Raw genomic sequence first — 25054 nt, 5'->3', positions numbered from 1 at the left:
CCTTTTTTAAACACTTTATATCTATATATAAACCAAGATAAATCATATGTTTATCTTGGTTTTTTTTATTTAAGATTAGTCATTTAATCGAAGGTACATCTCTACAACACCATCTGCCATTTGAACATCAATATCAAAGCCAAAGTGTTGAGCTAAACCTATCATTCCTTGATTTGATGGCATTGTCATTCCAGTCATTACTTTAATGCCTTGCTCACGGCAGTAGCGGATGATTTTATCCATCAGAATTTTGCCTAAGCCTAATCCTTTTAGATCGGATCTAACTAATACAGCAAACTCAGTATTGTTATTATTAGGGTCAGATAGTGCACGTGCGACTGCCAATATTACCTCTTCGCCATCAATTTGTTTTGTCGCGACAAAAGCCATTTCACGATCGTAATCAATTTGCGTAAAGTTTGCTAACGCTTCGTGATTAAACTCCCCAACATCAGAGAAGAATCGCTTATACAAATCTTCATGTGATACTTGAGAAATAAAATTAGCGTGTTTTGGTTCATCTTCGGGAAGAATAGGGCGCAATAATATCGTGCTGCTGTCTTTTAACAATGTAAGCTCTTCGAGTTCATTAGGGTAAGGACGAATCGCTAAACGTTTATGAATATCTCCCGTAAAGTGTTGTACCTTCATTGATGAATCAATAATAGTGAGGTCCATACCAGAAATGAGCAATGGATGAATATCAAGCTCAACGATCTCAGGACAATCAAGTATCATTTGGGAAAGACGCACAAGAAAGGCACTCAAATCAAATAGACTCATCTTAGTTGGAGAGTTTCTGTTTTGAATTATATTTTCTTTAATTGCGTATTTTATTAGATTTTCAGCAAGTGCCATGTTCAGTGGTGGTAAGACTACAGCAGCATTATTATTGAGATCCCACTCGGATCCACCTTCACCTAACAAGATCACAGGACCAAAGACGGGATCTTGACACACTTTAATTCTCAATTCTTGTGATCCTGCTCGTTGAGCCATCTTTTGTACACTAAGCCCAGAGATTCTTGCTGCTGGATAACTTAGAGAAACACGATCAACAATAGACTGTGCGGCTGAGATGACTTCTTCTTTAGTATTTAGGTTGAGCATTACCCCTTGAACATCAGATTTATGAGCAATATCAGGTGAACGAAGTTTGACTGCAACGGGATAGCCAATACTTTCAGAAATATAGCCAGTTTCGACCGGTTCTTCTGTAATCCAAGTATCTAGAGTTTTAAACCCATAACACGAATAAAGTGCTTGTGTTTCATGCGTGTCTAATTCAACAAGATCGTGAGACACACAATCATCTAGCCATTCTCTTGCCATTTGCGCATCATGTTTATTAATATGACCAGAGGAAACGGGGGTTTCTATTAATAGTTTTTGATTTCGGTGATATTCCACTAAATGCAGAAAAGCTGATACCGAACTTTCTGGTGTTCGATAAGTAGGGATTCCTGCTTGAGTAAAGCTTAATCGCGCTTCTTTTGAAGAGGTTTCTCCAGACCAATTAGTCAATATAGTAAACTTTGATTTTCGTTTATGGTTTTTAATTAACTCGATTAGTTTTGAGGCAGTTCTAGCTGCATTAGATATTGCTGAAGGGCTGTGCATTATTAAGATCGCATCACAATCGTCACTATCTAATAGAGCATTGACGGCATCACAATAACGCTGTGCATCAGCATCACCGCCAATATCAATAGGATTTGAATGCGACCAATTTTGTGGTAATTTTTGATTAAGTTGCTCAATTAATAATTCTGTTAATTGTGCTAATTTCCCACCTTGTTGCATTAAACTATCAACGGCCATGATTGCAGGTCCGCCACCGTTTGTAACGATGGCTAAACGACGCCCTCGAAAAGGTATGGGATGAGCAAGGGTTTCTACTGCAGCAAATAATTCATGTGTATTAGATACTCTTAGCATCCCAGCCCGTCTTATTGCTGAATCATAAACAGCATCTAAACTTATTTCACCATTGGTATGCAGTTGCGCAGCCTTACTTCCTGCAATAGAGCGGCCGCTTTTTACAACTAGAATTCGTCGATTTCGAGCTGCAGCTCTTGCTGCAGACATGAAGCGACGCGCGTCTTTTATTGAATCAATATAAAGTAAAATAGCATCGGTTTTAGAATCAGTGCATAAGGTATCGAGTAATTCACTAAAATCAATATCAATCCCATCACCAAGAGAAACAAAGGCTGAAAACCCAATTTCTTTTTCTTTAGCCCAATCTAAGATAGTGGTACACACTGCTGCGGATTGTGAAATAAAAGCAATATTTCCTTTATTCGCATTAATAGGTGAAAAAGAGGCATTAAGATTAACCCAAGGAAGGATGATACCAAGACTGTTCGGTCCTAAAATACGCATTTTATATTTAGTTGCAATACGAGCAGCTTCGTAAGGTAAGGGTTCTCCAATACCACTACAATGCAAATTCATATCAGAGGAGAGAATAATGACAAGCTTGACGCCTTTCTCCCCTAATTGTTCAAGTATCTTCATATTCTCTCTTGCTGGAGTACACAAGATTGCAAAATCAGGAGTAATTGGAAGTGATTCAATGTCGTTATACGCTAATATTCCACAAATAGAATGATAATGTGGATGGACTGGCATTATAGGGCCATCAAACTCCCCATCAAGTAGATTACGCATAACAATATGCCCTGCTCGATCTGGATGGATTGATGCGCCAATTACCGCAATAGAGCGAGGCCGTAACAGTGTTTTTAAATCAGACATTGTGACTCCCTTAATCCTTATATAAGAATAAGATAGCCGAGATCAAATAATTTGGCTCTTTGGAGTAATATAAACAAAAGCTAGCGCACAAAAACACATCATTTATCGCTTATTGAGTATAAATTCTGGAGTAATTGAACAGTTACAAGGCTAAAGACTTGATTGTCAGTTATATCAGGTGCAGAATTAGGAAATCAGCATGACTATAAATTGTGAATTAAAAATGAAAAGAATCATTCCTATTACGTTAACCGCACTGCTAGCAGGATGTTCAAGCAGTTCGTATACCACAAACATTACGGCAGAATCTTCAGAAGAAGTGTATCAAGTAACTCAACCTATTGAGCAAGAAGACACTACTTTCCAAGAAACTGAAGTTGCTGTAGTTGAGCAAACTGATGCAGAAAAACCAGTCGTTAAATTAACACCAGAAGAGACAACAACCGTTGCTGAATCTGATGCTGCAATTAAGATCTTACCGCCAACGCAAAAACAACAAGAAATGCATAGCCGTTATGGTTACACATTACAAATTTTAGCATTAAGCCGTAAAACAGATCTTACTGCTTATGCAGAAAAACTTGCAGGTGAACAGCCTGTATGGATGAACCGTAAAACAGTAAATAATATGCCTTGGTATACCATTTTATACGGTGATTTCGCTACGCCAGCAGAAGCTCGTGAAGCAATTAAACAATTGCCAGCAGACATCCAAGCATATGGCCCGTTTGTCCGCAGCATTAATAGCATTAAAAGTTCAGATAACCCTGAACTACATAAATTAAATTAATATTGAATCGGTGTGCACTAAGTACACCGATTGTTTTTTATAGTGAATATTATGACTCATATCCTTTTACTTTGTGGCGGCAGTGGTACTGAACACGAAGTTTCATTGGTTTCTTCAAAATACATTTCTCAACAACTTTCAGAATTAAATATCTTTAAAATTACGCATCTAGAAATCAAAGATGGCGCTTGGTACCATATTGAATCAGGTTTAAAACATGAGTTACGCTCTGATAAATCATTACTTTGTGGTGATGATAATTTGGGCTTGGTTGATTATGTTATCCCTTGTATTCATGGCTATCCGGGTGAAACTGGTGACATTCAATCAATGCTTGATATGTTTGGTATTCCTTATTTAGGTTGTGACGCAGAATCAAGTACGAACAGTTTTAATAAGATCACATCTAAGCTTTGGTATGATGCACTTAGTATTCCAAATACGCCTTATTTATTCTTAACTGAAAATAATGAAGAGACACATAGCTCGGCATTAGCAGCATTTAAGAAATGGGGCGGGTTGTTTGTTAAAGCGGCTTGCCAAGGTTCGTCAGTTGGTTGTTACAAGGTAACTTCTGAATGTGAACTATCACAAGCAATCGATGATGCATTTGGTTATTCTCACCAAGTATTAGTTGAAAAAGCAGTAAAACCAAGAGAGTTGGAAGTTGCCGCTTATGAAATTGATGGGCAGTTATTCACAACACCTCCAGGTGAAGTAACGGCTCCAGATGGCGCATTCTATACGTATGATGAGAAATATGGCAGTGGCAGTCATTCAACAACAAGCTTAACAGCAACTAACTTATCTGATGAGCAAGTAACTCTTATTAATAAGTACAGCCAGAAAGTCTTCACTCAAATGAAATTAAAAGATTTATCTCGTATTGATTTCTTTTTAACTGAAGATAACGAAATATTCTTGAATGAAGTGAATACTTTCCCAGGGATGACGCCGATTTCTATGTTCCCGAAATTATTAGAAAATAACGGTGATTGCTTCAAAACTTTCTTAGAAAAAGCGATTTTAAACGCAATAAAATAAGACTAATTTGCCCTAATTATAGTTAAAGCCTGATACTTAATCAGGCTTTTTTAGTTTTAAAACGCGACTTTTGCCTTTCAGAGTGTTCAATATTACCTATGTATTGGTTTGGCATCGCAGGACTTACCCAGCGGCCCATTTCTTGGATCTCATGGATTGAATAACCACTTTTAGCAAGTTCTTTGGTTGCTCCTACACGTGCAGATAATCCTGAAAACTGAATGTCTAAATTCAGTAATTCATTTGCACGACGAAAAACACGATAAATTGATGAATCGTTTAAATGCTTATCTGATACGTTTTGGTGACGATCAATCGCTCTAAATAAATACCCATTCCTTATTTGTGATGCATCAATCCAATTGGAAAGAAGGTGGTTTGTGCTTTCTGAGAGTGGGTAATAACATTGCTGTAATTTTATCATTCCATTGTTAGCTTCATCGAAGCACACATCATCCAATTGTAAATCTCGGAGTTCTCCACGCTTTAGTAATAATTCAAACATTAAATGCCAAATACACAAGTCACGAATATCTTTTAGCTCAATAGAATGAAAAAGCAAAGCTTCTAACTTATCAAGCATCTGCACTGTAATACCTTCAGTCTGCTTGTTGTCATCTTTTTTATCTAAACGGATTTTACCTAAAGCGACTTTTACCTGTGCGGTTTTGGTTGGGTCTTTAAAATCAAATGCAGTGTGTATATGTGAGATGGAAACGAGTGAACGCTTAATCGAGGCAAGTTTTTTTTCTTTTGCTTGTTTCTCTATAAAGATTCTAATTGCTGTTGTAGAGGCGGGTAGAGCAACTACATGATGTAATTGACAAAATAGAACAAAGTTATTCCAATCATTTTTAAATGAAAGCAAGCTATTATGTGAATACCGTTTGCTCAAATGAGCCTCTAATGTCCCAATATCTAATTCAGTTGAAAGGAAGATGTCTTTTACCATTCTAATGCACCATAACTTAGCTTTATACGCTAAACTATACCATAATAAAATTGACATAAGATCACGAAACTTAAGTTTTTAACTAGTATAAAAGAATGAAATAATTGAATCTAGTACTAGTAATCAGGACAAAACAAAGAGTAATAAGTATGAAGAAATCATTATACAGAGGATTCTTTATTGAGAATAAAACAGATATTCCTGATGATTGGAAAGTATTGATAAAAAACAAAGTATTACATGGTCACTTAAGTGCAGTAAAAAAAAGCATAGATTGGTGGAACGATACCGGATCGATCATTCAGCCTAAAGAGTTCGGTGATATGGGCGAAACTGCTGTTAATGAGCAAAAAAATAAAAGCCAAGTTGAAGAATACAAAGGCTTTGCTATTAAAAATGATACTGACGAAGCAAAGAATTGGTATTGTTTATATCATGGAAAATTAGCCAAGGGCTCATTACCTGCAATAAAAAGGTTTTTGGATAAACACGAAAAATAATTTACAATTCCACATCATTAAAAAAACGAGATTAATTATGTCTTTAGTATATTCAACGGATGTCGGTCGAATTAAACAAGAAGAAGTAAAACAAGAACGTCCTAAAGGTGATGGTATTGTTCGTATTCAACGTGAAACCAAAGGCCGTAAAGGCAAGGGAGTTTGCGTAGTTACTGGACTTGATATGGAAGACACACAACTTAAACTTCTGGCCGCACAACTTAAAAAAGTATGCGGTTGTGGCGGTGCTGTAAAAGATGGCGACATTGAAATCCAAGGTGATAACCGTGAAAAGATTAAAGACTTTTTAACTAAGCAAGGCCATACCGTTAAACTTGCTGGCGGTTAACTTAAAGAGTTAAATGAACGCTAATAATCAATGGATAAATACGAAGTATTATTTAATGATTATTAGCTATTTTATGGTAAATACGATTACGGTTAAATGGATAAGCTTTAAGTAGATGAAATAGAGAATGGGGAAGCATATATAGATATTATCTAGATACACCAAACCCTATTTAACATAAGATATATAATGCGCACTTGTGGCGTATTTTATTATTAAGCTTAATAAACTCTAAATCAGCTTCGTTCTTTTCTTTTAATGTCCATTACAGTTTGAGCTTTCAAACAAATCAAAATGTGGTATTGAAAGATTTATACTATGACTTAAATGGCCGTTAAACGCATAAGTAGTACCAATGCTTAACCCAAGTACTGCTACTATTATTAAGAATGTTTTCTTCATTATTTATTCCTTTTTTATGCAAATTATTTGCTTCATATTCATTATCTACGGTATTTTTATGCATAAAAACGTATTTACTTTGCTTTACGTAGAAATAAGATTTCTTGCTAAAAACTGAAAGATTTAACCGATTTACCTCATCTAGTTTACCAATTGGAAAACCACCGTTTACCCATTAGATACCAAATGCAAAAGTTATTGGAAAAATTACAGTATTCTCACCGCATTCCTTTTTCTTGTGGTATAAACTTGGCATAATACAATCACAATTAAACAAACAGGCATAATTATGAGCACTGCAAAAACTCTATTAACTCGCTGCGATTCTAAATGTGAACTATGTGGTTCAACTAACTCTCTAGCACCATTCGCAGTTCCGCCAAAAACTGATATCAACGTTGATAACTGTGTAATGATCTGTGATACATGTACAGCACAAATCGAAGACTCAGCTACAATGGATGTTAATCACTGGCGTTGTCTAAATGATTCTATGTGGAGCCAAGTACCAACTGTTCAAGTTATGTCTTACGTTTTATTAAGCAAACTAACTTCTGAGTCTTGGGCTCAAGACGCTCTAGATATGATGTACGTTGAAGAAGACGTTAAAGAATGGGCTGAGAAAGCACTTCTTTCTGACGGTGAAAAGCCACGTGACATCAATGGCGTTGAACTTAAAAAAGGTGACGACGTAACGGTTACTAAAGACCTTCCAGTTAAAGGCACTAACCAAGTTATCAAACAAGGCACAGTTATCCGCGGTATTAGCCTTGGTGACGACCCTCGCCTAGTTTCTGGTAAAGCTAATGGCGGTCAATCTATGTATGTAATCGCTGAGTTCTGTCGTAAAAAGTAATTCATTACTTAACAATCTGACAGACTAAAAAAGACGCTTAATTGCGTCTTTTTTATGTCTGATATTTAATCCCGACTCCATTCATAAACATCTTCATTCCCTTTTCTTTTGAAAAAATTCGAATGCTGCTGTTTAAATTGGTCTTTCTTTAATTCTTCAATGGGCCAATTTGAAAAATCTTCTGATGACGAGAACTGTGTCGTTTCTATTTTAAATTGTGAAAGATTTTTGGCTGCAGTTCTAAATAAATACGACTGCCCATTATCCTCACACACAAATTCAACGTTATTAATAGAGCTATCATTCAACTCGACAGTTGCTGGCATTGTTGATTTTGGTTGACAGTTCTTTTCATGAATCACAGTAATCTCAAAAGTGTTTGTGTAGGTTACATCTACATAAGTAGCAATCTTATTACCCTTATCAACACGTCTGAATATAAGTTGCTTAGTATTGTCGGTTCTTGCAGTTTGAATACCATTAGAAAATGGTTCATAGTAAAGCCAAGACCAGTTCCATTCCATATGTCGCGCTAAGTAATTAAGCTGTGATGAAGAGTGTTGCCATAAGACACTTAATATTAAAATTGCCCCCGCGATTATGATAATAAAAATGGCTTTTAGCATTAGAGTTACCGGTAGATAGACGAAAACTTAATCTTAACATAAGATTAAGTTACTAACTATTTTATTCATTATCATGCATAGTTAATCGAAACCCCTTGTATTACCCCCGAAAATTTTCTAACTAAATGAATATTTATTATCATTTCAGTTTTTTAGGTGTAAAAAAGCCGAGATAAATAATCTCGGCTTTTTTATTAAATCAGACTAACCATTAATACAAAGATTAAAGGTGCTTACTGATCTCCACACAACTTTCTTTAGCATCACCGAAAAGCATCTCAGTGTTTTCTTTAAAGAATAGTGGATTCTGAACACCAGCATAACCTGTGTTCATTGAACGTTTAAATACAATAACATTTTTCGCGTTCCAAACTTCAAGTACTGGCATGCCAGCTATTGGACTATTTGGATCTTCCATTGCTGCAGGATTAACCGTATCATTCGCACCAATAACAAGAACCGTATCTGTATCAGATAAGTCATCGTTGATCTCGTCCATTTCAAGCACGATATCGTAAGGCACTTTAGCTTCTGCAAGTAATACGTTCATGTGTCCAGGTAGACGACCCGCAACAGGATGAATACCAAAACGAACATTGATACCTTGCGCACGAAGTTTTTCTGTAATTTCATGAACTGGATATTGAGCCTGGGCTACTGCCATACCGTACCCAGGAGTGATAACTACTGATTTCGAGTTTTTAAGCATTTCTGCTACTTCTTCAGCTGTTGTTTCACGGTGTTCACCTTGCTCTTCATCAGAATCTGAAACAACAACATCTTGACCGAAGCCACCAGCAATAACACTGATGAAAGAACGGTTCATTGCTTTACACATGATGTAAGACAGAATCGCACCTGAAGAACCAACTAACGCACCAGTAACAATCAGAAGATCGTTTGATAGCATGAAACCTGCCGCTGCTGCTGCCCAACCAGAGTATGAGTTAAGCATAGAAACAACCACTGGCATATCAGCGCCACCGATTGAAGCAACCAAATGGTAACCAAATGCAAAAGCAATTAGTGTTACTAAGATAATTGCAAACATACTGCCTTCAACACTAACAAAATAGTAAAGAAGTGCTACAGAAGCGATTAATGCAATTAGGTTTAATTTATGACGATGTGGTAACTGAAGTGCAGATGAACTAATTACACCGCGTAATTTACCAAATGCAACCAAAGAACCTGTAAATGTTACTGCACCGATAAAGATGCCTAAGAACACTTCAACTAAATGGATATTTAATAGTGCGCCTGTAAGCTCACCATGGTCAATATAACTGTTGTAACCAACAAGTACGGCAGCCATACCAACAAAGCTGTGAAGAATTGCCACAAGTTCTGGCATTTCTGTCATTTCAACTTTCTTCGCATAATAAATACCAATTGCCCCACCCATTGCCATAGCAACGATGATCCAACCTGTACCCGCCGAATCAGGACCAAAAATAGTCGCAATTAAGGCAATCGCCATACCAGTAATACCGTAATAGTTACCGTTACGTGCGGTTTCTTGTTTAGACAGACCGGCTAAACTCATGATAAATAGAACGGCAGATACAATATATGCTGCTTGAACTAATCCTGCTGACATTATTCTACCCCTTACTTATCTTTACGGAACATTTCAAGCATACGCTTGGTTACAGCAAATCCGCCGAATATGTTAATACTAGCGATTAGAACTGCAATAAATGCTAAGAATGAAACGACACCATTACCCTGACCCACTTGCAGTAACGCACCTACAATGATGATGCCTGAGATCGCATTAGTTACTGACATTAACGGAGTATGCAGTGAATGACTTACGTTCCATACGACATAATAACCAACAACACATGCCAAGATGAATACCGTAAAATGAGCTAAGAATGCAGCTGGAGCAACAGACGCTACCCATCCAAATGCAGCAATACCTGCACCGATCATTCCGAACTTTTTAACAGGAGACATTGGTTCTTCAACTTTCGGAGCTACCTTAGCTTTTGGTGCAGTTTTTGCTTGAGGTTGAGCTGAAACTTGAATTGGCGGCGCAGGCCATGTTACTTCGCCCTCTTTAACAACAGTAACACCACGAAGAACAACGTCCTCAAAATCGATATTGATGTTGCCGTCTTTTTCTTTACATAGAAGTTTAAGAAGGTTAACTAAGTTTGTACCGTAAAGTTGTGATGATTGTGTTGGTAGACGACCAACCATATCAGTGTAACCCACAATTTTTACGCCATTTTCTGTTGTGATTACCTGGTCTTTTACTGTGTACTCACAGTTACCACCATTAGCAGCAGCCAAGTCAACAATCACACTGCCCGCTTGCATGCTATCAACCATTGCTTTAGTAATTAGCTTTGGTGCAGGACGACCTGGGATAAGAGCGGTTGTAATGATAATATCAACATCTTTAGCTTGAGCTGCATATAGCTCTTCTGCTTTTTTATTGAACTCATCAGACATTTCTTTTGCGTAGCCATCGCCAGAACCAGAGTTTTCTTTGAAATCAACTTCAAGGAACTCTGCACCCATTGATTGCACTTGTTCTTTAACTTCTGGACGAACATCAAATGCACGAACGATTGCGCCAAGACTACCAGCAGCACCGATAGCAGCAAGGCCAGCAACACCAGCGCCAGCAACAAGTACTTTAGCTGGTGGAACTTTACCTGCAGCCGTAATTTGACCTGTGAAGAAACGACCAAACTCATGCGCAGCTTCTACAACTGCACGGTAACCTGCGATATTAGCCATAGAGCTTAAGGCATCTAACGCTTGTGCACGAGAAATACGAGGAACTGAATCCATCGCTAGAACGTTGATGTTCTTCGTTGCTAATTTAGCAAGTAACTCTTCATTTTGAGCAGGCCAAATAAAGCTAACCAAGCTTGCGCCATCTTGAAGAAGCTCAAATTCATCAACACCTGTTTCTGCGTTAACTTGAGGAGCGTTTACTTTAAGGATAAGTTCTGATTTCCACACATCATCACAAGACACAATCGTTGCGCCTGCTTTTTCAAATGCAGAGTCATCAAAGCTCGCTAAAATACCAGCATTAGTTTCTACAGCGACTGTAAAACCAAGCTTTAAAAGCTGCTCAACCGTTTTTGGAGTGGCAGCAACACGGGTCTCCCCCGCGAGTACTTCTCTAGGTACACCAATTTGCATAGTTATTCCTTGGCTATTGGCATGAATTTATTCCTTCGTTTTATCGAACAAAAGGGATTAATTCAAGTGTTTTGTAATAAAATGACATAATTTCATTACATTAAAATTGATATCTGCTTATTCTCACCTCTATTAGGTAAAAAAACAACATTTTGATGACAAAGCAGAGGTCGAACCACTTTTTGTTACTGATTGATTTTGAAGAATAAGTATAGAGTAAAAAACAAACGATATTCTAATCCATATCAATTCTATTACGTTTACTTAAAGATTGACTCGCCCATCTGATCTATTAACATTTTGGCTTTGCTAAGCATTAATTTATCAGCATCACTCTTTGAGGAAATAACATCAGAACGAATAAAACGATGTTCTTTTAGCTCACCATTTATCTCTTTTGTTACTTTTCCAGCAATGCGAAATTGAGCTCCGTCAGCCTCTGAGTTAGGGTAAATAAGAAAGGTTTTATATTCAATAGCTTCGATGACTGGCTCTTGCTTAGTTGAAGAGCCAAATAGACGTGAAAAAAGCCCCATTTCAGTTTCCTTGTTGAAATAAGGCTTATTATACCCCAACAATAAGCGATTTAAGTAATAACTATTTCGTTATAAGTTAGGTGACATTGTAGTAATTAAGACTCAATAGTAATCGTTATTCTTTTTCGTCAAACATTTCACTAATTGGAGTGATACGAATTTCAATACGGCGATTTTTTTTACGGCCATCGGCATTCATATTAGTTGCAATTGGTTCTGCTTCACCAAAACCATAAGTATTAATTCGGTTAGAATCAACGCCCTCTTTAGTCAATAAATCGAGAACTGAATCCGCTCGTTTATTCGACAGTGACATATTAAATTTTTTACTTCCTTGACTATCAGTATGCCCAGCAATAAAGACTTCTGATTCCGGTTTATCTTTTAATAACTTAGCTAAGTTTGATAAAACATTTTTACTTTCTTCTTTTATAGTAATACTGCCTGAATCGAAACTTTTATCTCCATTAAGAAGAAGGATAATTTCGTTATTAGATCGGGCAATGCTCCCCATATCACTAGTGATGAATTGATTTAATTCCTCATTGTGATAATCAACAAAACTTTCAATTGTCGGTGTTTCTTTAATACCACCCGTTTCATCTTCGGATGTACTTTGACAGCCCGCTAAAAAGCTTGCTGCAATAATCAATCCCAGTATCTGTTTTTTCATTATATAAATCCCTAGTCCAACTATGGGATAATCTAACAAACTTCGATTACAGTTTCCTGCTCAGTAAAAATGAAATCGAGACACTTCAATTTGATGTGAAATTATGCTGTTACTCAGTATCATTATTAAGATTTATTTCGTTTACTGATAAAAAACAAAAGAGCATAAAGAAGGCATAAGCCATAGAGACCGCTCATATTAAGAAGTACACTCGATAAACCAGCTCCTTGCTGATTTAACTTTAAAAAGCCATTAATCGCAAAGCCACTTGGTAATGTATGCATTAAGTCAGTTATTAAACTAGGAATAAGCTCCGTCGGCCAAATGAATCCAGCACTAAAGACGATGGGCATAGAGCTAAACAAAACCACCAATAAAAGACTTTCTGGTGTTGGTAACCATTGAGCAAGTAACATTCCCAATAGGATGACGGCAGAGATAAATGGAATCAATAAAACGATCAATTCTAACGCGGTGGCAAAGCGACTAATATCATAATGATTAAAGACAGCCCCAAAGTAGAAACACGCCAACACTAATTCAGAAAATAAGAAGATACCAAAACGTACAATTAAATGTGAGATCGTGCTTTCAGACACCTTGCTCGCTTTTTGTCGAACACCAACCGCCATTAGTAATGTCTGCTGTAAAATCAATACAAAAACCGCAGGAACGACGTATTGAACATAACCCATATTGTGGTTAAACACAGGGACATAATTTGATTTAAAAGGTTGAAATGTATCTATTGCTGCATTAATGGGAGTACCATCAATCGTCATGTGTGCTACACGATATTCAGCCGAAAGCGTTCCGCCTGCTTTCATTAAACCTTCAATAATTGTTCCGTAAATTAAAAAGTACGATGCATCACCTGCATATGCGACTGTTGGTGCTTGGCCAAGTTGTAATTGAGTTGAAAAGTCGTAAGGAATAATGAGAAAGCCACTCACGGTTTTATCTAAAAATTGCTGCTTAGCTTGGTTTATGCTTTCGGCTTGTTCAACAACATTAAGCTGTTGAGACTCATTAGCCATACGAATAAATTGTCGACTTAGAACTGATTTATCCATATCAAAAACCGTAATTTTTTGCTCTTCAGGACTTTGATTTAAATAAGGTAATGGGTATAAGAATGCATAAAATAATACCCCGCCGACCATCGCAAGTACAATCGTACTATTGCTAAAAATAGCCTTTGCTTCATTTTTAACTAACGTGAGAAATGACATAAATTACTTCCTTAGTCGCGAAATAAGCAGCACTAAAGGCAATGTGAATAACAAAAGAATACCAACATGAGATAATGTCTGATTAAAAACATAGCCATAATTAGCTTGTTCTATTTGAGAGCGAACAAAATGACTTGCCGGTAAAATAGAGTGCCAGAATGTAGCTAAACCATTCATGTCCGTAACAGGAAAAGTAACCCCAAGAAAGGCAAAACTAGGCGCAGTATAAGCGCCAGAAATGCTCATCGCTTTGACTATATCGTTTGTACCATAACCAATAGCAGTACCTAAACTAATACATGCGAACGTCATTGCACTCATTGTCATAAGAAACGTACCTATTTGGGCATCAAATGGGAACCGTAGAATCCCATATAAGAAGTAAAACAAAACAACGCCCAATGACATTCCAATAATAAAATACACAGCAACAAATTGTGCGATGCTATTCAATGCTTGTGAATCAAACCATTCTCTTATACTTTTCTTATTACTGTGTACCATTTCATTTTTCATTGCCCAAATCATGCCCACAATAAGGGCCATTTGCCAAATTGCAGGTAAGATTGCAGAAACCAAAAATTGATTATAACTGCTGCCTAAATTGAATAGAGGCGTTACTTGGACTTTGATCGGGACTGCTGAATTGATTGCATGAGTCCACGTTGATTTCTTCGTACTTAATGTTTTAACGGCTGCTAGTTTCGCTTGAGTCGTCATATCCGTTTGCATTAGCGCTGAACTGATTTGCTTTGCTATAAGAATAAACTGTCCGTTATAAAATCCAGACACTTGTGGACTCTTTCCTAATAACACATCTCGCTCAAAATTTCGTGGAATTACGATATAACCATAATTATCACCATTCTTTAGCGCTTGATTTGCTATCAACATATTAGGTTGAACAGAGTGAACAGCTAATGTGGGGGTCGCATCGTAATCACGAGTGATCATTCTTGATAAACTTGATTGATCAAGATCCACCACATCGATGGGTAATTCTCGGACAACAGATGCAGAGAATACCCACCAAATAATCAAGGATAATACTAATGGCAGGCCAAAAGTAACAGCAATTAGCCACGGATTTGAGCAATAAGAACGCCAGAATGCTTTCATAAAAAATCAACCATAACCGATGATACACAAAGTTAATCAAGCTTAACTATGGCACTCATTCCTACTCGTAAATTAGGAATTTCATTAACAGGGTGCGCTTCAATCTCAAATGTTTTTAAATCGAAGCCTTGGCTATTGTCAGTCGCACGCCACGTTGCATAATCCCCCATCACCGCAATATGTGTGATCGTAAAGAGAACGGTTTGATCTAGGGCCGGTAAATAAACGTCTATTTGTTGATCTTTTTTGTAATTTTTCAGCTTATCTTCACGAACATGAAAGACAGCCCATGCTTGTTTTATATCAATAACACTAACAACAGGAAATCCTTGGGGTGCAATTTCACCTGCGTTAAGCATTACTTGAGTGACTTCACCGTTGTACCAGCTATCAATTTTGGTATCTGCGACATAGGCTTCAACTTCTGCAACTGACCCCATTGCCATTTTTACTTTTTCATTAGCAGCACGTTTTGTTTGAGAACGTGCACCTTCTTTAGCCATTTGATACATTTGATAAGCTGCACTTTCTGTATATTTTGATGCTTGCCATTGAGTGTAGGCCTCATCTTTCTTTTGCTCTGCAACGACACCATCTTTATATAAGTTATTTACACGTGCATAGGTTTTTTCAAGCAACTTATTTGCTGCTTTTGCTTTTTGCCACTGATCTTTTGCAGCTGCCACTTGTTGCGTTCTCGCTCCTTGTTCAGCTTCTTCTGCCAACGCACTTGCGGCAGCCTCTCCAGCTTTAGCTTGAGCTAGCTTAGCTTCAATTTCAGGACTGTATAATGAGAATACGGCTTGTCCTTTTTCAATCATCTCGCCTTTTTTAACGTATATGTTTTCTATACGACCAGGGACTTTAGACGATATATTATATTGTTCAGCTTCAATCTGACCTTGAAGTAATTCTGGTCGAGGTTGATATGCAGCCCAAAAGCTATAACCTACCCACCCGATAACACCAATAACAACACATGAACCTAGAATCTTTTTTGGTGAACTCATTATATTACCCTTGTCTTGCTTGAAGTTGATATTGAACGAACGTATCGGTTTGATTACTTAATGCCAACAATTTAACCAGTGAGATGACATAATTAAACGATGCTAATGAACGCTGAGTTTTAATACTGGCTAAATATAGCTCTGCGTCTACGACATCCAATGACGTAGACAGTCCTTGCTTAAACGCCTTCTCACGTAACGTTACATTTTCTTGTGCTAATTCAATACTAGACGCTAAACCATAATATTCATCTATTGCTTGAAGCGCTTCTCTATACGTTTTTTCTACCAGCAAAGAGAGATCTTGTTTTGCTTGTTTTTTCAAGTACTGAACTTGTTGAATCGCGCTATGAGCTGCAACCACTTTTTCTGAACGGCCCTTGTTATCTAACAACGGGACATTCATACCAACACCAACCATCCAATCAGGGGCTATTTCTGCAGATAAGCTGTCTCCCTCATATAGATTATAGTTACCATACAGGTACACTTCTGGGTAATATCGACCTTTCTCTGCTTTAACTAAACTCTTAGCTTGGACTTCTTTGGCATCTAACAATGCAAGACCTGGGTAAGTATCTAATGTGCTATCAACAAATGAATTAAGCTGTGGAAGCGTTTTATTAATAAATAAAGCAGTTTCTGGAGTGACAACGTCACTAGTTTGTAACATGCGTAATAACGCTGCGTTTGCTATATCACGATCTTGCTTTGCTTTACGTAAATCAACCTTTGCTTTGTCGTAAGAGGCTTCAGCTTGTAAACGTTCCACTCTTGCTATTTGGCCTTGCTGTTCTAATTTAATTGCATTATCACGATGCTTTGCAAGGCCTTGCTCTACTTCACTGTAGGTTTTTACGACTTCACTTGTTAAAACAACACTAAAGTAATATTTAGCTAGATCTTCATAAGAGGCTTGCTGCTTCATTAATAATTGATTACGAGCTTCTTCTGTTTTCCCTTTTGCTGCACTTTCTGCTGCGGATATACGACCACCAGTAAAGATTGGCCAGATAGCACGTATCGAACTAGTAAAAATATCACGCTCAGTCAAAGTTGATGTTACTGGACCGACCAATTGGCTGAGAAATGGGGAATTTGAACCTGTACTATCTATAAGCTGTTGGCCAGAAACGGTTACGTCATCATCTAAGTAGGTATAATTTGCACTTAAGGTAATAGAAGGAAGATTAAGATCAGAAGTGCCAGAGGCTAAAGCTTCTTGACGTTGAACATTAGCGCGTTCGGCAGCAATACCATTATGGTTTTTGAGCACATTTTGCCATGCACTATCAAAATCAACTGATTTAGCACACACGGACAAAGAAAGTAATGTTGTTAATAAAGCAGATATTCGTGAAATTTTTAGCATAAACCCTCCAATTAATAGAGTATAAACTCTAAATGGTTTAGTATGCAAAAAAAAAGCTCATCGAGGGTATCGATAAGCTTTCAAAAAGTAAATATTATTACTTCGTCATACGGATTAGAGACAAGCCAATTAGCCACTCTAGATCTTTACGGCTCTCTTCGCCGTATAAATCTTCAACCATTCCGTATAAACGTTCAATACCATTACTAGCAAATTCATGTGCATTTGCAGAAGTAACAATATGGTGGAATAAAAGGCGTAGAATTGCGCGGAATTGCTCATCTTCTAGAGAGGCAATCCAGCTGTCGATAAATGCTTGTTTATCACCTTGCATTTCAAGACGTTCAGCAAACAAACGGAAAATACGGCCATCTAATGCAGCGGTAAAATCTGTTTTCTTTGGAAAATGATGGCTGATACCAGTTCTTGACACGCCAGTTTGTTGGCTTAGCGTTGTATATGACATCTTGTCATAGCCTAAGCGTAATAGTTGATCAATAACCGCATCCATGATTTTTTGGATAGTGATTTCAGTATCTTCTTTACTTCTTTTTGGCATAATAAGCTCTTCTAATGTGATTAGTCCATTAAGAAATCAATCATAAAAATTAACTCAATAGAACATAAGGTTAATTTATAAGATTCAACTCCATTTGTATTATTTTTTTATAAGAATTTGCACGATAAACATAATAACAGTAATCTGACTGTTAATTGCTTCTCAAAATTAAGAACCGTTAGTTTAACCAAAGTTCAGCTCACCGTTTATTCATGCAACCAATTGTTATGTATATATTCTCCTTTATACAGTATGGAATTACAATACACCACTCTGGATTCTGACAAAGATTTGTCATAAAGGTTCATATTTTGAGATTCTCATCCCAAGTAATCGTCCTGTAATGGAAAATTTAATCAATTGTTACTAAATGCTCTTTGATAAGAATATTATTTTAAATGATAGTTTTCTGATACAAAGAAGCATAATATAAAGACATTGTAACTATTGAGGATATAAGAATGACTTCTGAAGTTGAGCAAAATGTACCATGTGATGCTTGTGGTTGTAGTGCAGAAATGGGTTTTGTTATTAAAGAAGGCGATGATGTTGCTGAAGTAAGCATCTTTGCAGAAAACAAAGCGCAACTAGAAACTGAATTCGCAAATTACTTGTCTCTTGCAAAAGAAGTATGTAACGAAGTTGAACACAGTATTAAACTATCTGAAGATGAAAAGGAGCTACACGCTCGCTTGAAGTTTTCTTGCAGTGCTGAAAAATTAATTTATGAATTAAAAACACGCTCTCTGACTCGATAAGAGGGACCGTGAGCACCTAAATTAGAAAAAAGGCTTTCGATTATGAAAGCCTTTTTATTAATTTGTTATGCCGATTAAGCAGCTTGGATATTGCTTGCTTGAGGGCCTTTTGGACCTTGTTCAACATCAAAAGTTACTGCTTGGCCTTCTTTCAACGTTTTGAAACCGTCTGATTGGATCGCGCTAAAATGTGCAAACACATCTGGTCCATTCTCTTGTGCGATAAAACCAAAACCTTTCTCTTCGTTAAACCATTTTACAGTACCAGTTGCTTTAGACATTACGTCTCCTTAACCTTTAAAAGTTGAATTACTTGCGACTTTATTTATCGCGGCGGTATTAAATACCGAATTTCACTATATCAAATGTGTTTTCATAAAAAAAATGCAAAAATAAGACTCATATCACTGAACTGAAATTAAACTTATTTAAGTTTTAGTCGATAACAAAGTAAGCCATTAATACTAAGTTGTCTTTTATATGCTCAAATTAAATATTGCTCTCGTTATCTTCTTTATCTCAAGTGTTAGCTCTCCATTATCAATGGCCGAAATGCTTAATAAGCATCGCCTTATTAATCATATTGATAGCTATGGAAACATAAGTTTACGGAACACAAATTATACTGAGCTACCTAGTGACTTAGAGCTTAAAGGCAATGTAAATCTAGCCAATAGTAAGATCATTAAATTACCTAAAGGCCTTATTATTGATGGTAATCTGAATCTAGCAAATACCACGATTAAAACGGTCCCTCGTGGAACTCAAGTCAAAGGTTATTTAAATCTGGCAGGTACAACTCAGCTTAAGCGCTATACTCGTGGTATTAAAGTCGCTGGATTTATTAACTTTGCAGGCTCTGGGCTTACGGAATTGCCACCACGCTTAACCGTTAATGGGGATTTAAGCGTGATTAGAACACCTCTTGCTCTATTACCAAAGCAACTAACGGTGAAAGGGAATTTATATCTTGGATATTCGAAAGTTACTGCCCTGCCTGACGATCTAATCGTAAAAGGGAATATCTACCTTGGTGGCCAGCAAATTACTGATTTTCCTGAATCAATAAAAGTAGATGGTTATATTTTTAAGTAGTATTACAATAGAGTAATCATTTTTCTTTAGGTGCGATAATGTTAGACAATCTACATCAAATGGTGATCTTTGCAACGGTAGCTAATGAGTTAAATTTTACTCGTGCTGCTGAGAAATTAGGGATATCAAAATCTCACGTATCTAAACAGATAAAAGCATTAGAAACCCGTCTAGATTGCCAGTTAGTTCAACGTAATAACCGTTCTGTTTCTATTACTGAATTAGGCCAGCAATACGCAGAATACAGCCAAAAGTTAATTGATACCGCTTATGAAGCCGATGCTTTGCTTGATGCCCATCATGGTCGTATCTCTGGGGTATTTAAAGTAGGTATCGCACAATCTTTTGGTAACCGCCATATTATTCATGCGTTAGCCGATTTTCAGGCGCAATTTCCAGAAGTCGAATTAGAAGTAAGTCTTTTTGATCACAAACCAAAGTTACTTGAAGATGGATTAGATTGTTGGATAGCCATTCACGATAATATTCCTGAAGGCATGATTGCTCGTAAAATTGCAGATTGTCGCTTTATTGTAGCTGCATCGCCAAGCTATATTGAACAGCATGGTCTACCTTCTCGCCCTGCTGATCTAGCACAACATAAATGCATCGCTTACCAGAGTAATGAACGTAAATTTAATGAGTGGGAATTTACTCGAGATGGCGTTCATCAAGTGGTTAAGATTCAAAGTGTTTTTAAAATAGATAACGCCTCTGCCATTTTAGATGCAACAAAAGCTGGTGCTGGAATTTCGTATTTGGCGAGTTATTTATTAGAAGATGAATTTGAAAACGGAAGCTTAGTTCGTCTATTAACAGAATGGAAAGCGGATATGGTGTTGCCAATTTATGCAGTCTACCCTAGGCGCCAGCATTTGCCCCCTAAAGTTCGTACCTTTATTGACTTTTTATCCCAACAAGTAGGTAATCCTCCTCACTGGGATAAAAAGCTATTTCTTTAATTCTGTTCTTTTGTTGCCGTTATTACTGTGCGTTTTTTACTGGGTTAGCATAAAGCGCACGTAAGAATGGTTGTTCTTCTAAAGATAGTTGTGCCAATTTCTCTTCTAGCTCACGTTTAACTTCAGCTGTTACTTCGTCCGACTCAATATTTGCAGCAGCATAATTGATTGGGAATAAACGATAATTCTGATTAATTTGTTTATCCATCACCTCTGCTAGTTCATCAGCAGACTCTGGCGCCGATGTGACAACGTCACCAAAGTGAATATGAATACGCTTTTTATGTCCAATGATCCCTTTAATGATGCTATCTATATCTTCAAATTCCCCTTTTTCATAAGAGCCAAGCGTTGCTACTGCATTTAATTCTTTGGCCTTTTGAACATCTAAAGGATCATTTTCGTAAGAGATAGATACCGGAACAATTTTTAGACTGTCCATGTAATCAGAAAAATTTTCTTTACGTTTTCTACCTTCGACATGGAACATTTTCAAAATAGCAGGATCAGTGAAATCATTTCCATCTTTTGCTCGCCCTTCTTTTTGAGCTATCCAAATTGAATTATTTGTTTCTAATGAATGCTTAATATAAGAAGACAGCAATCCAAGTGCTTTTAACATTTGCCGTGGTGCCTTAGCTGAGCGCTTAACAATGAAGCTTTTGTTTAACTTCATTAGCTCAGTACTGCACGATTTCTTCAGTAAGTTATCACCAATTGCAATTCTTACCGTTTGCATCTTATTGTTATATAGAACCCAATTCATTAACGCCGGGTCCATTGCGATATCACGATGGTTAGACACAAACAGGTAAGCCTGATTTGAGTCCAACGAGTCTAACCCACTGTAAGTAATTCCATTCGTTGTTTTTTTAACGGTCTTATTCAAATAAGAGGCTACGTTTAGTTGAACGTCCTCAACGGTTGTGATTTTTGACAATGAACCACGTAATTTATAACGAAGTAACGGTGCTAAAAACCAAAATAGAAACTTAGACGCTGATGGAAACTTATAATGCAGAATGGCGGTAATGAATTCATCATCAGAAATTAAACGCTCAATTGCAGCAGGAACTTCGTCATCATTATACGGGCGAATTTCTTGATAGATATCTTGTGTGGTCATTTTTAGACTTCTGGTTACCGAAAAAGGAAGTAAGGTCGTATTCTACTTGATTTTATCCCTCTTGTACGTGATCAATTACAGAGGTCGTACCATTGCTTGCTAAATATAGTGCTTATCATTGAGAATCCATTGATTTTTGAATGAAAATCAGTAAAGTTACGAGCTCAAATTTAGAGGTTACTATGAAAAACGCAATTACGTTTCAGTCAGAGACACATTCACATCTTCTTTATACGACTCGTAAGAAAAAGAATCATTATGAATTGATTTCGGTACAGACCGGAGCTGTTCTAGTTCGCCTAGGGAAATGGGAATATTTAGTAATGCCTGGAGAATCGTTTTGGTTACCTTTTGATGCACTAAGTGCAATGACCGTTGTTCCTAATTCTACAATTTCATGTATTCAATTTTCAATTAGAACCCGTGAGTCATTACCTCACCAAGGTGGCTATGTGGAGATGACACCTCTTCTTATTGCGGGTTTAGATAAGTTACACTCACCAACGATATCTGAGCAGGCTCAACAACGTTTATTGTCTGTTATGCAAGATGAGCTGTTAGAAGCGTCTCTACATACTGATTTATCGGAAGAGTCAAAAAGCATTAATACTTATTTATCAGCATTAACAGAAAATAAAACCACCAGTGGATACTCGGTATCTCCTGATATGATGATGACGTTAAAAGTGCGTGAAGCAGACAAAATGCGTAAATCAGGTGCTAAAAATGACATGATTGCTGCACGATATTTCTCTGGTAATATAGATTTTCTTTTGCAAGCTAGCTCAATTTTAGCTTAATCAAAAAACAGTATTGTTTGTAGAAGCTCGTAGAAAACCGAAGTAAGTCATTCACGAACAATACTGTATTACTGGAATGGAATCTCAAATTGCATAAATACTTGATCATCTGCACTATCATGCCAGCGATAATCAATACGGAAACGAGGCGTTTTACCTTCATCTTCCCCGCCAAATGCTAAGCTTAATTGCAAACCATAGCTTTCTAGCCATTCTCCGTAAGATTTAAATTCTTCAATTTTTTTATCGTAATACTCTTCTGGTTGCCAAACCGCAAACCCTACTGCACTATCACTCAAATACCCTGTTAATAATGGGTCATCACCAGTGCTGTAAGCCCATTTATCCCAGTAACTTTCTTCAAAAAGATCATCTTCAATTTTCTGAGTCATGTCTGTTAATTGAGTAATGAACTGATTAACCTCAAATAAGGGTATTAAACAATTTGAATTACTTGAATAAATTTGACGAGAATAGCTGTCATAACTTTCTTGAAAACAAGTCGCTTTATCCTCTGCACTCGCATGCAGTGGTATAACAATCATCAAACTTAATAAGCTGACTTGTCTTTTCATAAATAACTACTCGTATAAGCGATGCGCAGAAATATATTTTTCTACACCCTTTGTTGTTAAGTGAGTAATTGACTCACCGTGTTGTATTGCTGTTCTAATATCTGTACTTCTTACTGGTAATGTTTCAGGGCAAGCCATCACGCTCCAGCGTTGCACAATTTCATCTGATTTATAAAACTTACCGAATTGCAGTAAGTTATCTGGTCCGATGATAAAAGTAATATCGGCATCATGCTGCAATTCTTGAAGCTTATTTAGTAAAGAAAACGTAGTCACACTTTGGTCTGGAATGTAGATCTCTTTTTCAAGAATTGATAACTCTACATTACTCATATTCAGCTCATCAACAAAAACAGAGGTCATTTCAACTCGCGTTTCATAAGACAGCATCGTTTTACCCCAAGCATGTGAAATACTCGGTACTAATAATACTTTATCAAAATGGCTTAATCGCTCGATTATGCTTTTATGCCCAAGGGATGGAGGATTAAAAGCACTACCAAATACAGCTATCTTCATTAATGCATCTCTTTACTATCGATATTATTAATTAGCATAAGTGAAAATTGTGTCGATGACCATCCCATAACGCTATTAAACTGTCATTAATTGGTTAAATTCAGTATGATTATTCCAATTAAGTGTGAACTGTCTCAATAGAGTAAAGGAATGAGAATGCAGCAGCAGATTGTTGAAGAAATGAAAGTAAAAGTATCAATTGACCCGACTCAAGAAATACAGCAACGTGTCGATTTTATTAAATCTAAGCTTATTCAATCTCATTGTAAATCGTTGATTCTTGGGATCAGTGGTGGTGTTGACTCAACCACGTGTGGCCGTTTAGCACAAATTGCAGTGAATGAGTTAAATGAAGAATCTCAATCATCAAACTATCAATTTATCGCCGTTCGTTTGCCTTATGGAGTACAACAAGATGAAGATGAAGCTCAACTTGCTCTTTCTTTTATTCAACCAAGCCATTCTATTAGTATCAATATAAAAGACGGTGTTGATGGTTTGCATACTGCAAATCATATTGGACTTGAATTAAGCGGTTTATTACCTACAGATAAATCTAAAGTCGACTTTGTAAAAGGCAATGTAAAAGCAAGAGCACGTATGATCGCACAATATGAAGTCGCTGGTTATGTTGGTGGATTAGTATTAGGTACCGACCACTCTGCTGAAAACATTACAGGCTTTTATACTAAGTTTGGTGATGGTGCGTGTGATTTAGCCCCTTTATTTGGCTTAAATAAACGTCAAGTTAGAAAAGTTGCCGCAGCACTGGGCGCGCCGGAACAATTAGTAAAAAAAGTACCAACTGCAGATTTAGAAGAATTAGCACCACAAAAAGCAGATGAAGATGCACTAAGTGTCACTTATGATCAAATTGATGACTTTTTGGAAGGCAAAAAAATTGATGCCGAGGCAGAGGCAAGATTAATTAGAATCTATCAACTGTCTCAGCATAAGCGTCTACCTATTCCAACGATTTACGATTAGTCGCTAAGAACAGGAAGACTTCCACTTTTATTGACCAATGCTTCTTTTGAGGCTTTGGTCATTTTTTTTATACGGTATTCATATCGTAGCGCGAGTGATTTTGAATCGACTTGATACGACCACTCTAGCGTTAAAGGTCCTTTACCTCTTAAATATTTCGCTCCTTTCCCTGTTTGATGCATTAGAAAGCGACGAGATAAGTCATTAGTAATACCGCAATATAGAGTATCTAGCCGAGTTCGAACTAAATAGATACTCCACTCTGTATTTGCTTTAGTCACTTT

The 25054-nt window shown here is 37.0% G+C and carries 27 protein-coding genes; 10 read left to right on the top strand and 17 right to left on the bottom strand.

All coding sequences use genetic code 11. The annotated features are described in order from the left end of the window. Nucleotides 1-75: 75 nt before the first annotated feature. On the bottom strand, nucleotides 76-2760 hold the full coding sequence (locus AC2IP4_RS19890; RefSeq protein WP_486310934.1) for a bifunctional acetate--CoA ligase family protein/GNAT family N-acetyltransferase: 2685 nt from the start codon (nucleotides 2758-2760) through the stop codon (nucleotides 76-78). A gap of 199 nt (nucleotides 2761-2959) precedes the next feature. On the opposite strand from AC2IP4_RS19890, the gene AC2IP4_RS19885 reads away from it, so the two are divergent. Both AC2IP4_RS19885 and AC2IP4_RS19880 read left to right on the top strand, forming a co-directional pair. Beyond that, nucleotides 2960-3550: an SPOR domain-containing protein gene (locus AC2IP4_RS19885; protein WP_375320531.1), complete on the top strand. Its 591-nt coding sequence runs from the start codon at nucleotides 2960-2962 to the stop codon at nucleotides 3548-3550. Between the two features lie 51 nt (nucleotides 3551-3601). Beyond that, nucleotides 3602-4594: a D-alanine--D-alanine ligase gene (locus AC2IP4_RS19880; RefSeq protein WP_375320532.1), complete on the top strand. Its 993-nt coding sequence runs from the start codon at nucleotides 3602-3604 to the stop codon at nucleotides 4592-4594. A 40-nt stretch (nucleotides 4595-4634) separates the two neighbouring features. Here AC2IP4_RS19880 and AC2IP4_RS19875 read toward each other — a convergent pair whose 3' ends face one another. After that, a complete protein-coding gene (locus AC2IP4_RS19875; RefSeq protein ID WP_486310933.1) occupies nucleotides 4635-5603 on the bottom strand; it encodes a tyrosine-type recombinase/integrase in 969 nt (322 codons plus the stop codon). A 92-nt stretch (nucleotides 5604-5695) separates the two neighbouring features. Here AC2IP4_RS19875 and AC2IP4_RS19870 point away from each other — a divergent pair, with 92 nt between their 5' ends. The 3 genes from AC2IP4_RS19870 (at nucleotide 5696) to AC2IP4_RS19860 (ending at nucleotide 7653) form a co-directional block, all read left to right on the top strand. Beyond that, the gene (locus tag AC2IP4_RS19870) at nucleotides 5696-6046 is read left to right on the top strand and encodes a DUF3319 domain-containing protein (protein ID WP_486307537.1); all 351 of its coding nucleotides are present in this window, start codon (nucleotides 5696-5698) and stop codon (nucleotides 6044-6046) included. 37 nt (nucleotides 6047-6083) lie between these two features. Then, complete coding sequence (gene yciH / locus AC2IP4_RS19865) at nucleotides 6084-6395, top strand: stress response translation initiation inhibitor YciH (protein ID WP_375320536.1); 312 nt, start codon at nucleotides 6084-6086, stop codon at nucleotides 6393-6395. Between the two features lie 691 nt (nucleotides 6396-7086). Then, entirely contained in the window at nucleotides 7087-7653 is a 567-nt protein-coding gene (locus tag AC2IP4_RS19860; protein ID WP_375320548.1) for a PhnA domain-containing protein, read from the top strand. A 65-nt stretch (nucleotides 7654-7718) separates the two neighbouring features. Here AC2IP4_RS19860 and AC2IP4_RS19855 read toward each other — a convergent pair whose 3' ends face one another. The 10 genes from AC2IP4_RS19855 to AC2IP4_RS19810 all read right to left on the bottom strand — a co-directional run bounded on the left by AC2IP4_RS19855 (nucleotide 7719) and on the right by AC2IP4_RS19810 (nucleotide 17948). Further along, complete coding sequence (locus tag AC2IP4_RS19855) at nucleotides 7719-8279, bottom strand: hypothetical protein (RefSeq protein WP_375320549.1); 561 nt, start codon at nucleotides 8277-8279, stop codon at nucleotides 7719-7721. 223 nt (nucleotides 8280-8502) lie between these two features. Then, nucleotides 8503-9879, bottom strand: coding sequence for a Re/Si-specific NAD(P)(+) transhydrogenase subunit beta (gene pntB, locus AC2IP4_RS19850; protein ID WP_486307536.1), 1377 nt, complete (start codon nucleotides 9877-9879; stop codon nucleotides 8503-8505). A gap of 11 nt (nucleotides 9880-9890) precedes the next feature. Beyond that, entirely contained in the window at nucleotides 9891-11447 is a 1557-nt protein-coding gene (pntA, locus tag AC2IP4_RS19845) for a Re/Si-specific NAD(P)(+) transhydrogenase subunit alpha (RefSeq protein ID WP_375320550.1), read from the bottom strand. A 260-nt stretch (nucleotides 11448-11707) separates the two neighbouring features. After that, on the bottom strand, nucleotides 11708-11983 hold the full coding sequence (locus AC2IP4_RS19840) for an HlyU family transcriptional regulator (protein ID WP_375320551.1): 276 nt from the start codon (nucleotides 11981-11983) through the stop codon (nucleotides 11708-11710). A 115-nt stretch (nucleotides 11984-12098) separates the two neighbouring features. Beyond that, on the bottom strand, nucleotides 12099-12656 hold the full coding sequence (locus tag AC2IP4_RS19835) for an OmpA family protein (RefSeq protein ID WP_375320552.1): 558 nt from the start codon (nucleotides 12654-12656) through the stop codon (nucleotides 12099-12101). Nucleotides 12657-12781: 125 nt separating this feature from the next. Then, nucleotides 12782-13888, bottom strand: a complete 1107-nt coding sequence (locus AC2IP4_RS19830) for an ABC transporter permease (protein WP_375320553.1) — start codon at nucleotides 13886-13888, stop codon at nucleotides 12782-12784. Nucleotides 13889-13891: 3 nt separating this feature from the next. After that, nucleotides 13892-15007 (bottom strand): ABC transporter permease, encoded by a 1116-nt coding sequence (locus AC2IP4_RS19825; RefSeq protein WP_486310932.1) that lies wholly within the window; start codon nucleotides 15005-15007, stop codon nucleotides 13892-13894. Between the two features lie 32 nt (nucleotides 15008-15039). Further along, on the bottom strand, nucleotides 15040-16017 hold the full coding sequence (locus AC2IP4_RS19820; protein WP_486307533.1) for an HlyD family secretion protein: 978 nt from the start codon (nucleotides 16015-16017) through the stop codon (nucleotides 15040-15042). Between the two features lie 4 nt (nucleotides 16018-16021). Continuing rightward, entirely contained in the window at nucleotides 16022-17389 is a 1368-nt protein-coding gene (locus AC2IP4_RS19815; RefSeq protein ID WP_375320556.1) for a TolC family protein, read from the bottom strand. Between the two features lie 97 nt (nucleotides 17390-17486). Then, nucleotides 17487-17948 (bottom strand): TetR/AcrR family transcriptional regulator, encoded by a 462-nt coding sequence (locus tag AC2IP4_RS19810; RefSeq protein ID WP_060993744.1) that lies wholly within the window; start codon nucleotides 17946-17948, stop codon nucleotides 17487-17489. Between the two features lie 461 nt (nucleotides 17949-18409). Here AC2IP4_RS19810 and AC2IP4_RS19805 point away from each other — a divergent pair, with 461 nt between their 5' ends. Then, the gene (locus AC2IP4_RS19805) at nucleotides 18410-18706 is read left to right on the top strand and encodes a YfcZ/YiiS family protein (RefSeq protein ID WP_375320557.1); all 297 of its coding nucleotides are present in this window, start codon (nucleotides 18410-18412) and stop codon (nucleotides 18704-18706) included. Nucleotides 18707-18780: 74 nt separating this feature from the next. On the opposite strand, the gene cspE is transcribed toward AC2IP4_RS19805, so the two are convergent. Further along, a complete protein-coding gene (gene cspE, locus AC2IP4_RS19800) occupies nucleotides 18781-18987 on the bottom strand; it encodes a transcription antiterminator/RNA stability regulator CspE (RefSeq protein WP_122033231.1) in 207 nt (68 codons plus the stop codon). A gap of 199 nt (nucleotides 18988-19186) precedes the next feature. Here cspE and AC2IP4_RS19795 point away from each other — a divergent pair, with 199 nt between their 5' ends. Together AC2IP4_RS19795 and AC2IP4_RS19790 are read left to right on the top strand one after the other, a co-directional pair. Next, nucleotides 19187-19801 (top strand): hypothetical protein, encoded by a 615-nt coding sequence (locus AC2IP4_RS19795; RefSeq protein ID WP_486307532.1) that lies wholly within the window; start codon nucleotides 19187-19189, stop codon nucleotides 19799-19801. A gap of 38 nt (nucleotides 19802-19839) precedes the next feature. After that, complete coding sequence (locus AC2IP4_RS19790) at nucleotides 19840-20763, top strand: LysR family transcriptional regulator (RefSeq protein ID WP_375320559.1); 924 nt, start codon at nucleotides 19840-19842, stop codon at nucleotides 20761-20763. Nucleotides 20764-20785: 22 nt separating this feature from the next. Here the strand turns inward: AC2IP4_RS19790 and AC2IP4_RS19785 are convergent, their stop codons facing one another. After that, complete coding sequence (locus tag AC2IP4_RS19785; RefSeq protein WP_375320560.1) at nucleotides 20786-21889, bottom strand: 1-acyl-sn-glycerol-3-phosphate acyltransferase; 1104 nt, start codon at nucleotides 21887-21889, stop codon at nucleotides 20786-20788. Nucleotides 21890-22071: 182 nt separating this feature from the next. On the opposite strand from AC2IP4_RS19785, the gene AC2IP4_RS19780 reads away from it, so the two are divergent. Next, on the top strand, nucleotides 22072-22689 hold the full coding sequence (locus tag AC2IP4_RS19780; protein WP_486307531.1) for a hypothetical protein: 618 nt from the start codon (nucleotides 22072-22074) through the stop codon (nucleotides 22687-22689). 68 nt (nucleotides 22690-22757) lie between these two features. On the opposite strand, the gene AC2IP4_RS19775 is transcribed toward AC2IP4_RS19780, so the two are convergent. Both AC2IP4_RS19775 and AC2IP4_RS19770 read right to left on the bottom strand, forming a co-directional pair. Beyond that, entirely contained in the window at nucleotides 22758-23264 is a 507-nt protein-coding gene (locus tag AC2IP4_RS19775; RefSeq protein WP_375320562.1) for a hypothetical protein, read from the bottom strand. A 6-nt stretch (nucleotides 23265-23270) separates the two neighbouring features. Continuing rightward, nucleotides 23271-23783, bottom strand: coding sequence for a nicotinate-nicotinamide nucleotide adenylyltransferase (locus AC2IP4_RS19770; RefSeq protein ID WP_375320563.1), 513 nt, complete (start codon nucleotides 23781-23783; stop codon nucleotides 23271-23273). A 156-nt stretch (nucleotides 23784-23939) separates the two neighbouring features. Between AC2IP4_RS19770 and nadE the strand changes: the two genes are divergently transcribed. Then, on the top strand, nucleotides 23940-24770 hold the full coding sequence (gene nadE / locus AC2IP4_RS19765; RefSeq protein WP_375320564.1) for an ammonia-dependent NAD(+) synthetase: 831 nt from the start codon (nucleotides 23940-23942) through the stop codon (nucleotides 24768-24770). Here nadE and AC2IP4_RS19760 read toward each other — a convergent pair. Further along, nucleotides 24767-25051 (bottom strand): GIY-YIG nuclease family protein, encoded by a 285-nt coding sequence (locus tag AC2IP4_RS19760; protein ID WP_375320565.1) that lies wholly within the window; start codon nucleotides 25049-25051, stop codon nucleotides 24767-24769. The genes nadE and AC2IP4_RS19760 overlap by 4 nt on opposite strands. Nucleotides 25052-25054: the final 3 nt, after the last annotated feature.

Source organism: Aliivibrio thorii (assembly GCF_057368585.1).
The sequence above is the reverse complement of the archived record's forward strand: the minus strand, read 5'-3'. Positions and strand labels throughout refer to the sequence as shown.

Bases quoted from the DNA above. Each gene is read 5' to 3' on its own strand.
- AC2IP4_RS19890 (WP_486310934.1), bottom strand. From the start codon at position 2,760: ATGTCTGATTTAAAAACACTGTTACGGCCTCGCTCTATTGCGGTAATT.
- AC2IP4_RS19885 (WP_375320531.1), top strand. From the start codon at position 2,960: ATGACTATAAATTGTGAATTAAAAATGAAAAGAATCATTCCTATTACG.
- AC2IP4_RS19880 (WP_375320532.1), top strand. From the start codon at position 3,602: ATGACTCATATCCTTTTACTTTGTGGCGGCAGTGGTACTGAACACGAA.
- AC2IP4_RS19875 (WP_486310933.1), bottom strand. From the start codon at position 5,603: ATGTCAATTTTATTATGGTATAGTTTAGCGTATAAAGCTAAGTTATGG.
- AC2IP4_RS19870 (WP_486307537.1), top strand. From the start codon at position 5,696: ATGAAGAAATCATTATACAGAGGATTCTTTATTGAGAATAAAACAGAT.
- yciH (WP_375320536.1), top strand. From the start codon at position 6,084: ATGTCTTTAGTATATTCAACGGATGTCGGTCGAATTAAACAAGAAGAA.
- AC2IP4_RS19860 (WP_375320548.1), top strand. From the start codon at position 7,087: ATGAGCACTGCAAAAACTCTATTAACTCGCTGCGATTCTAAATGTGAA.
- AC2IP4_RS19855 (WP_375320549.1), bottom strand. From the start codon at position 8,279: ATGCTAAAAGCCATTTTTATTATCATAATCGCGGGGGCAATTTTAATA.
- pntB (WP_486307536.1), bottom strand. From the start codon at position 9,879: ATGTCAGCAGGATTAGTTCAAGCAGCATATATTGTATCTGCCGTTCTA.
- pntA (WP_375320550.1), bottom strand. From the start codon at position 11,447: ATGCAAATTGGTGTACCTAGAGAAGTACTCGCGGGGGAGACCCGTGTT.
- AC2IP4_RS19840 (WP_375320551.1), bottom strand. From the start codon at position 11,983: ATGGGGCTTTTTTCACGTCTATTTGGCTCTTCAACTAAGCAAGAGCCA.
- AC2IP4_RS19835 (WP_375320552.1), bottom strand. From the start codon at position 12,656: ATGAAAAAACAGATACTGGGATTGATTATTGCAGCAAGCTTTTTAGCG.
- AC2IP4_RS19830 (WP_375320553.1), bottom strand. From the start codon at position 13,888: ATGTCATTTCTCACGTTAGTTAAAAATGAAGCAAAGGCTATTTTTAGC.
- AC2IP4_RS19825 (WP_486310932.1), bottom strand. From the start codon at position 15,007: ATGAAAGCATTCTGGCGTTCTTATTGCTCAAATCCGTGGCTAATTGCT.
- AC2IP4_RS19820 (WP_486307533.1), bottom strand. From the start codon at position 16,017: ATGAGTTCACCAAAAAAGATTCTAGGTTCATGTGTTGTTATTGGTGTT.
- AC2IP4_RS19815 (WP_375320556.1), bottom strand. From the start codon at position 17,389: ATGCTAAAAATTTCACGAATATCTGCTTTATTAACAACATTACTTTCT.
- AC2IP4_RS19810 (WP_060993744.1), bottom strand. From the start codon at position 17,948: ATGCCAAAAAGAAGTAAAGAAGATACTGAAATCACTATCCAAAAAATC.
- AC2IP4_RS19805 (WP_375320557.1), top strand. From the start codon at position 18,410: ATGACTTCTGAAGTTGAGCAAAATGTACCATGTGATGCTTGTGGTTGT.
- cspE (WP_122033231.1), bottom strand. From the start codon at position 18,987: ATGTCTAAAGCAACTGGTACTGTAAAATGGTTTAACGAAGAGAAAGGT.
- AC2IP4_RS19795 (WP_486307532.1), top strand. From the start codon at position 19,187: ATGCTCAAATTAAATATTGCTCTCGTTATCTTCTTTATCTCAAGTGTT.
- AC2IP4_RS19790 (WP_375320559.1), top strand. From the start codon at position 19,840: ATGTTAGACAATCTACATCAAATGGTGATCTTTGCAACGGTAGCTAAT.
- AC2IP4_RS19785 (WP_375320560.1), bottom strand. From the start codon at position 21,889: ATGACCACACAAGATATCTATCAAGAAATTCGCCCGTATAATGATGAC.
- AC2IP4_RS19780 (WP_486307531.1), top strand. From the start codon at position 22,072: ATGAAAAACGCAATTACGTTTCAGTCAGAGACACATTCACATCTTCTT.
- AC2IP4_RS19775 (WP_375320562.1), bottom strand. From the start codon at position 23,264: ATGAAAAGACAAGTCAGCTTATTAAGTTTGATGATTGTTATACCACTG.
- AC2IP4_RS19770 (WP_375320563.1), bottom strand. From the start codon at position 23,783: ATGAAGATAGCTGTATTTGGTAGTGCTTTTAATCCTCCATCCCTTGGG.
- nadE (WP_375320564.1), top strand. From the start codon at position 23,940: ATGCAGCAGCAGATTGTTGAAGAAATGAAAGTAAAAGTATCAATTGAC.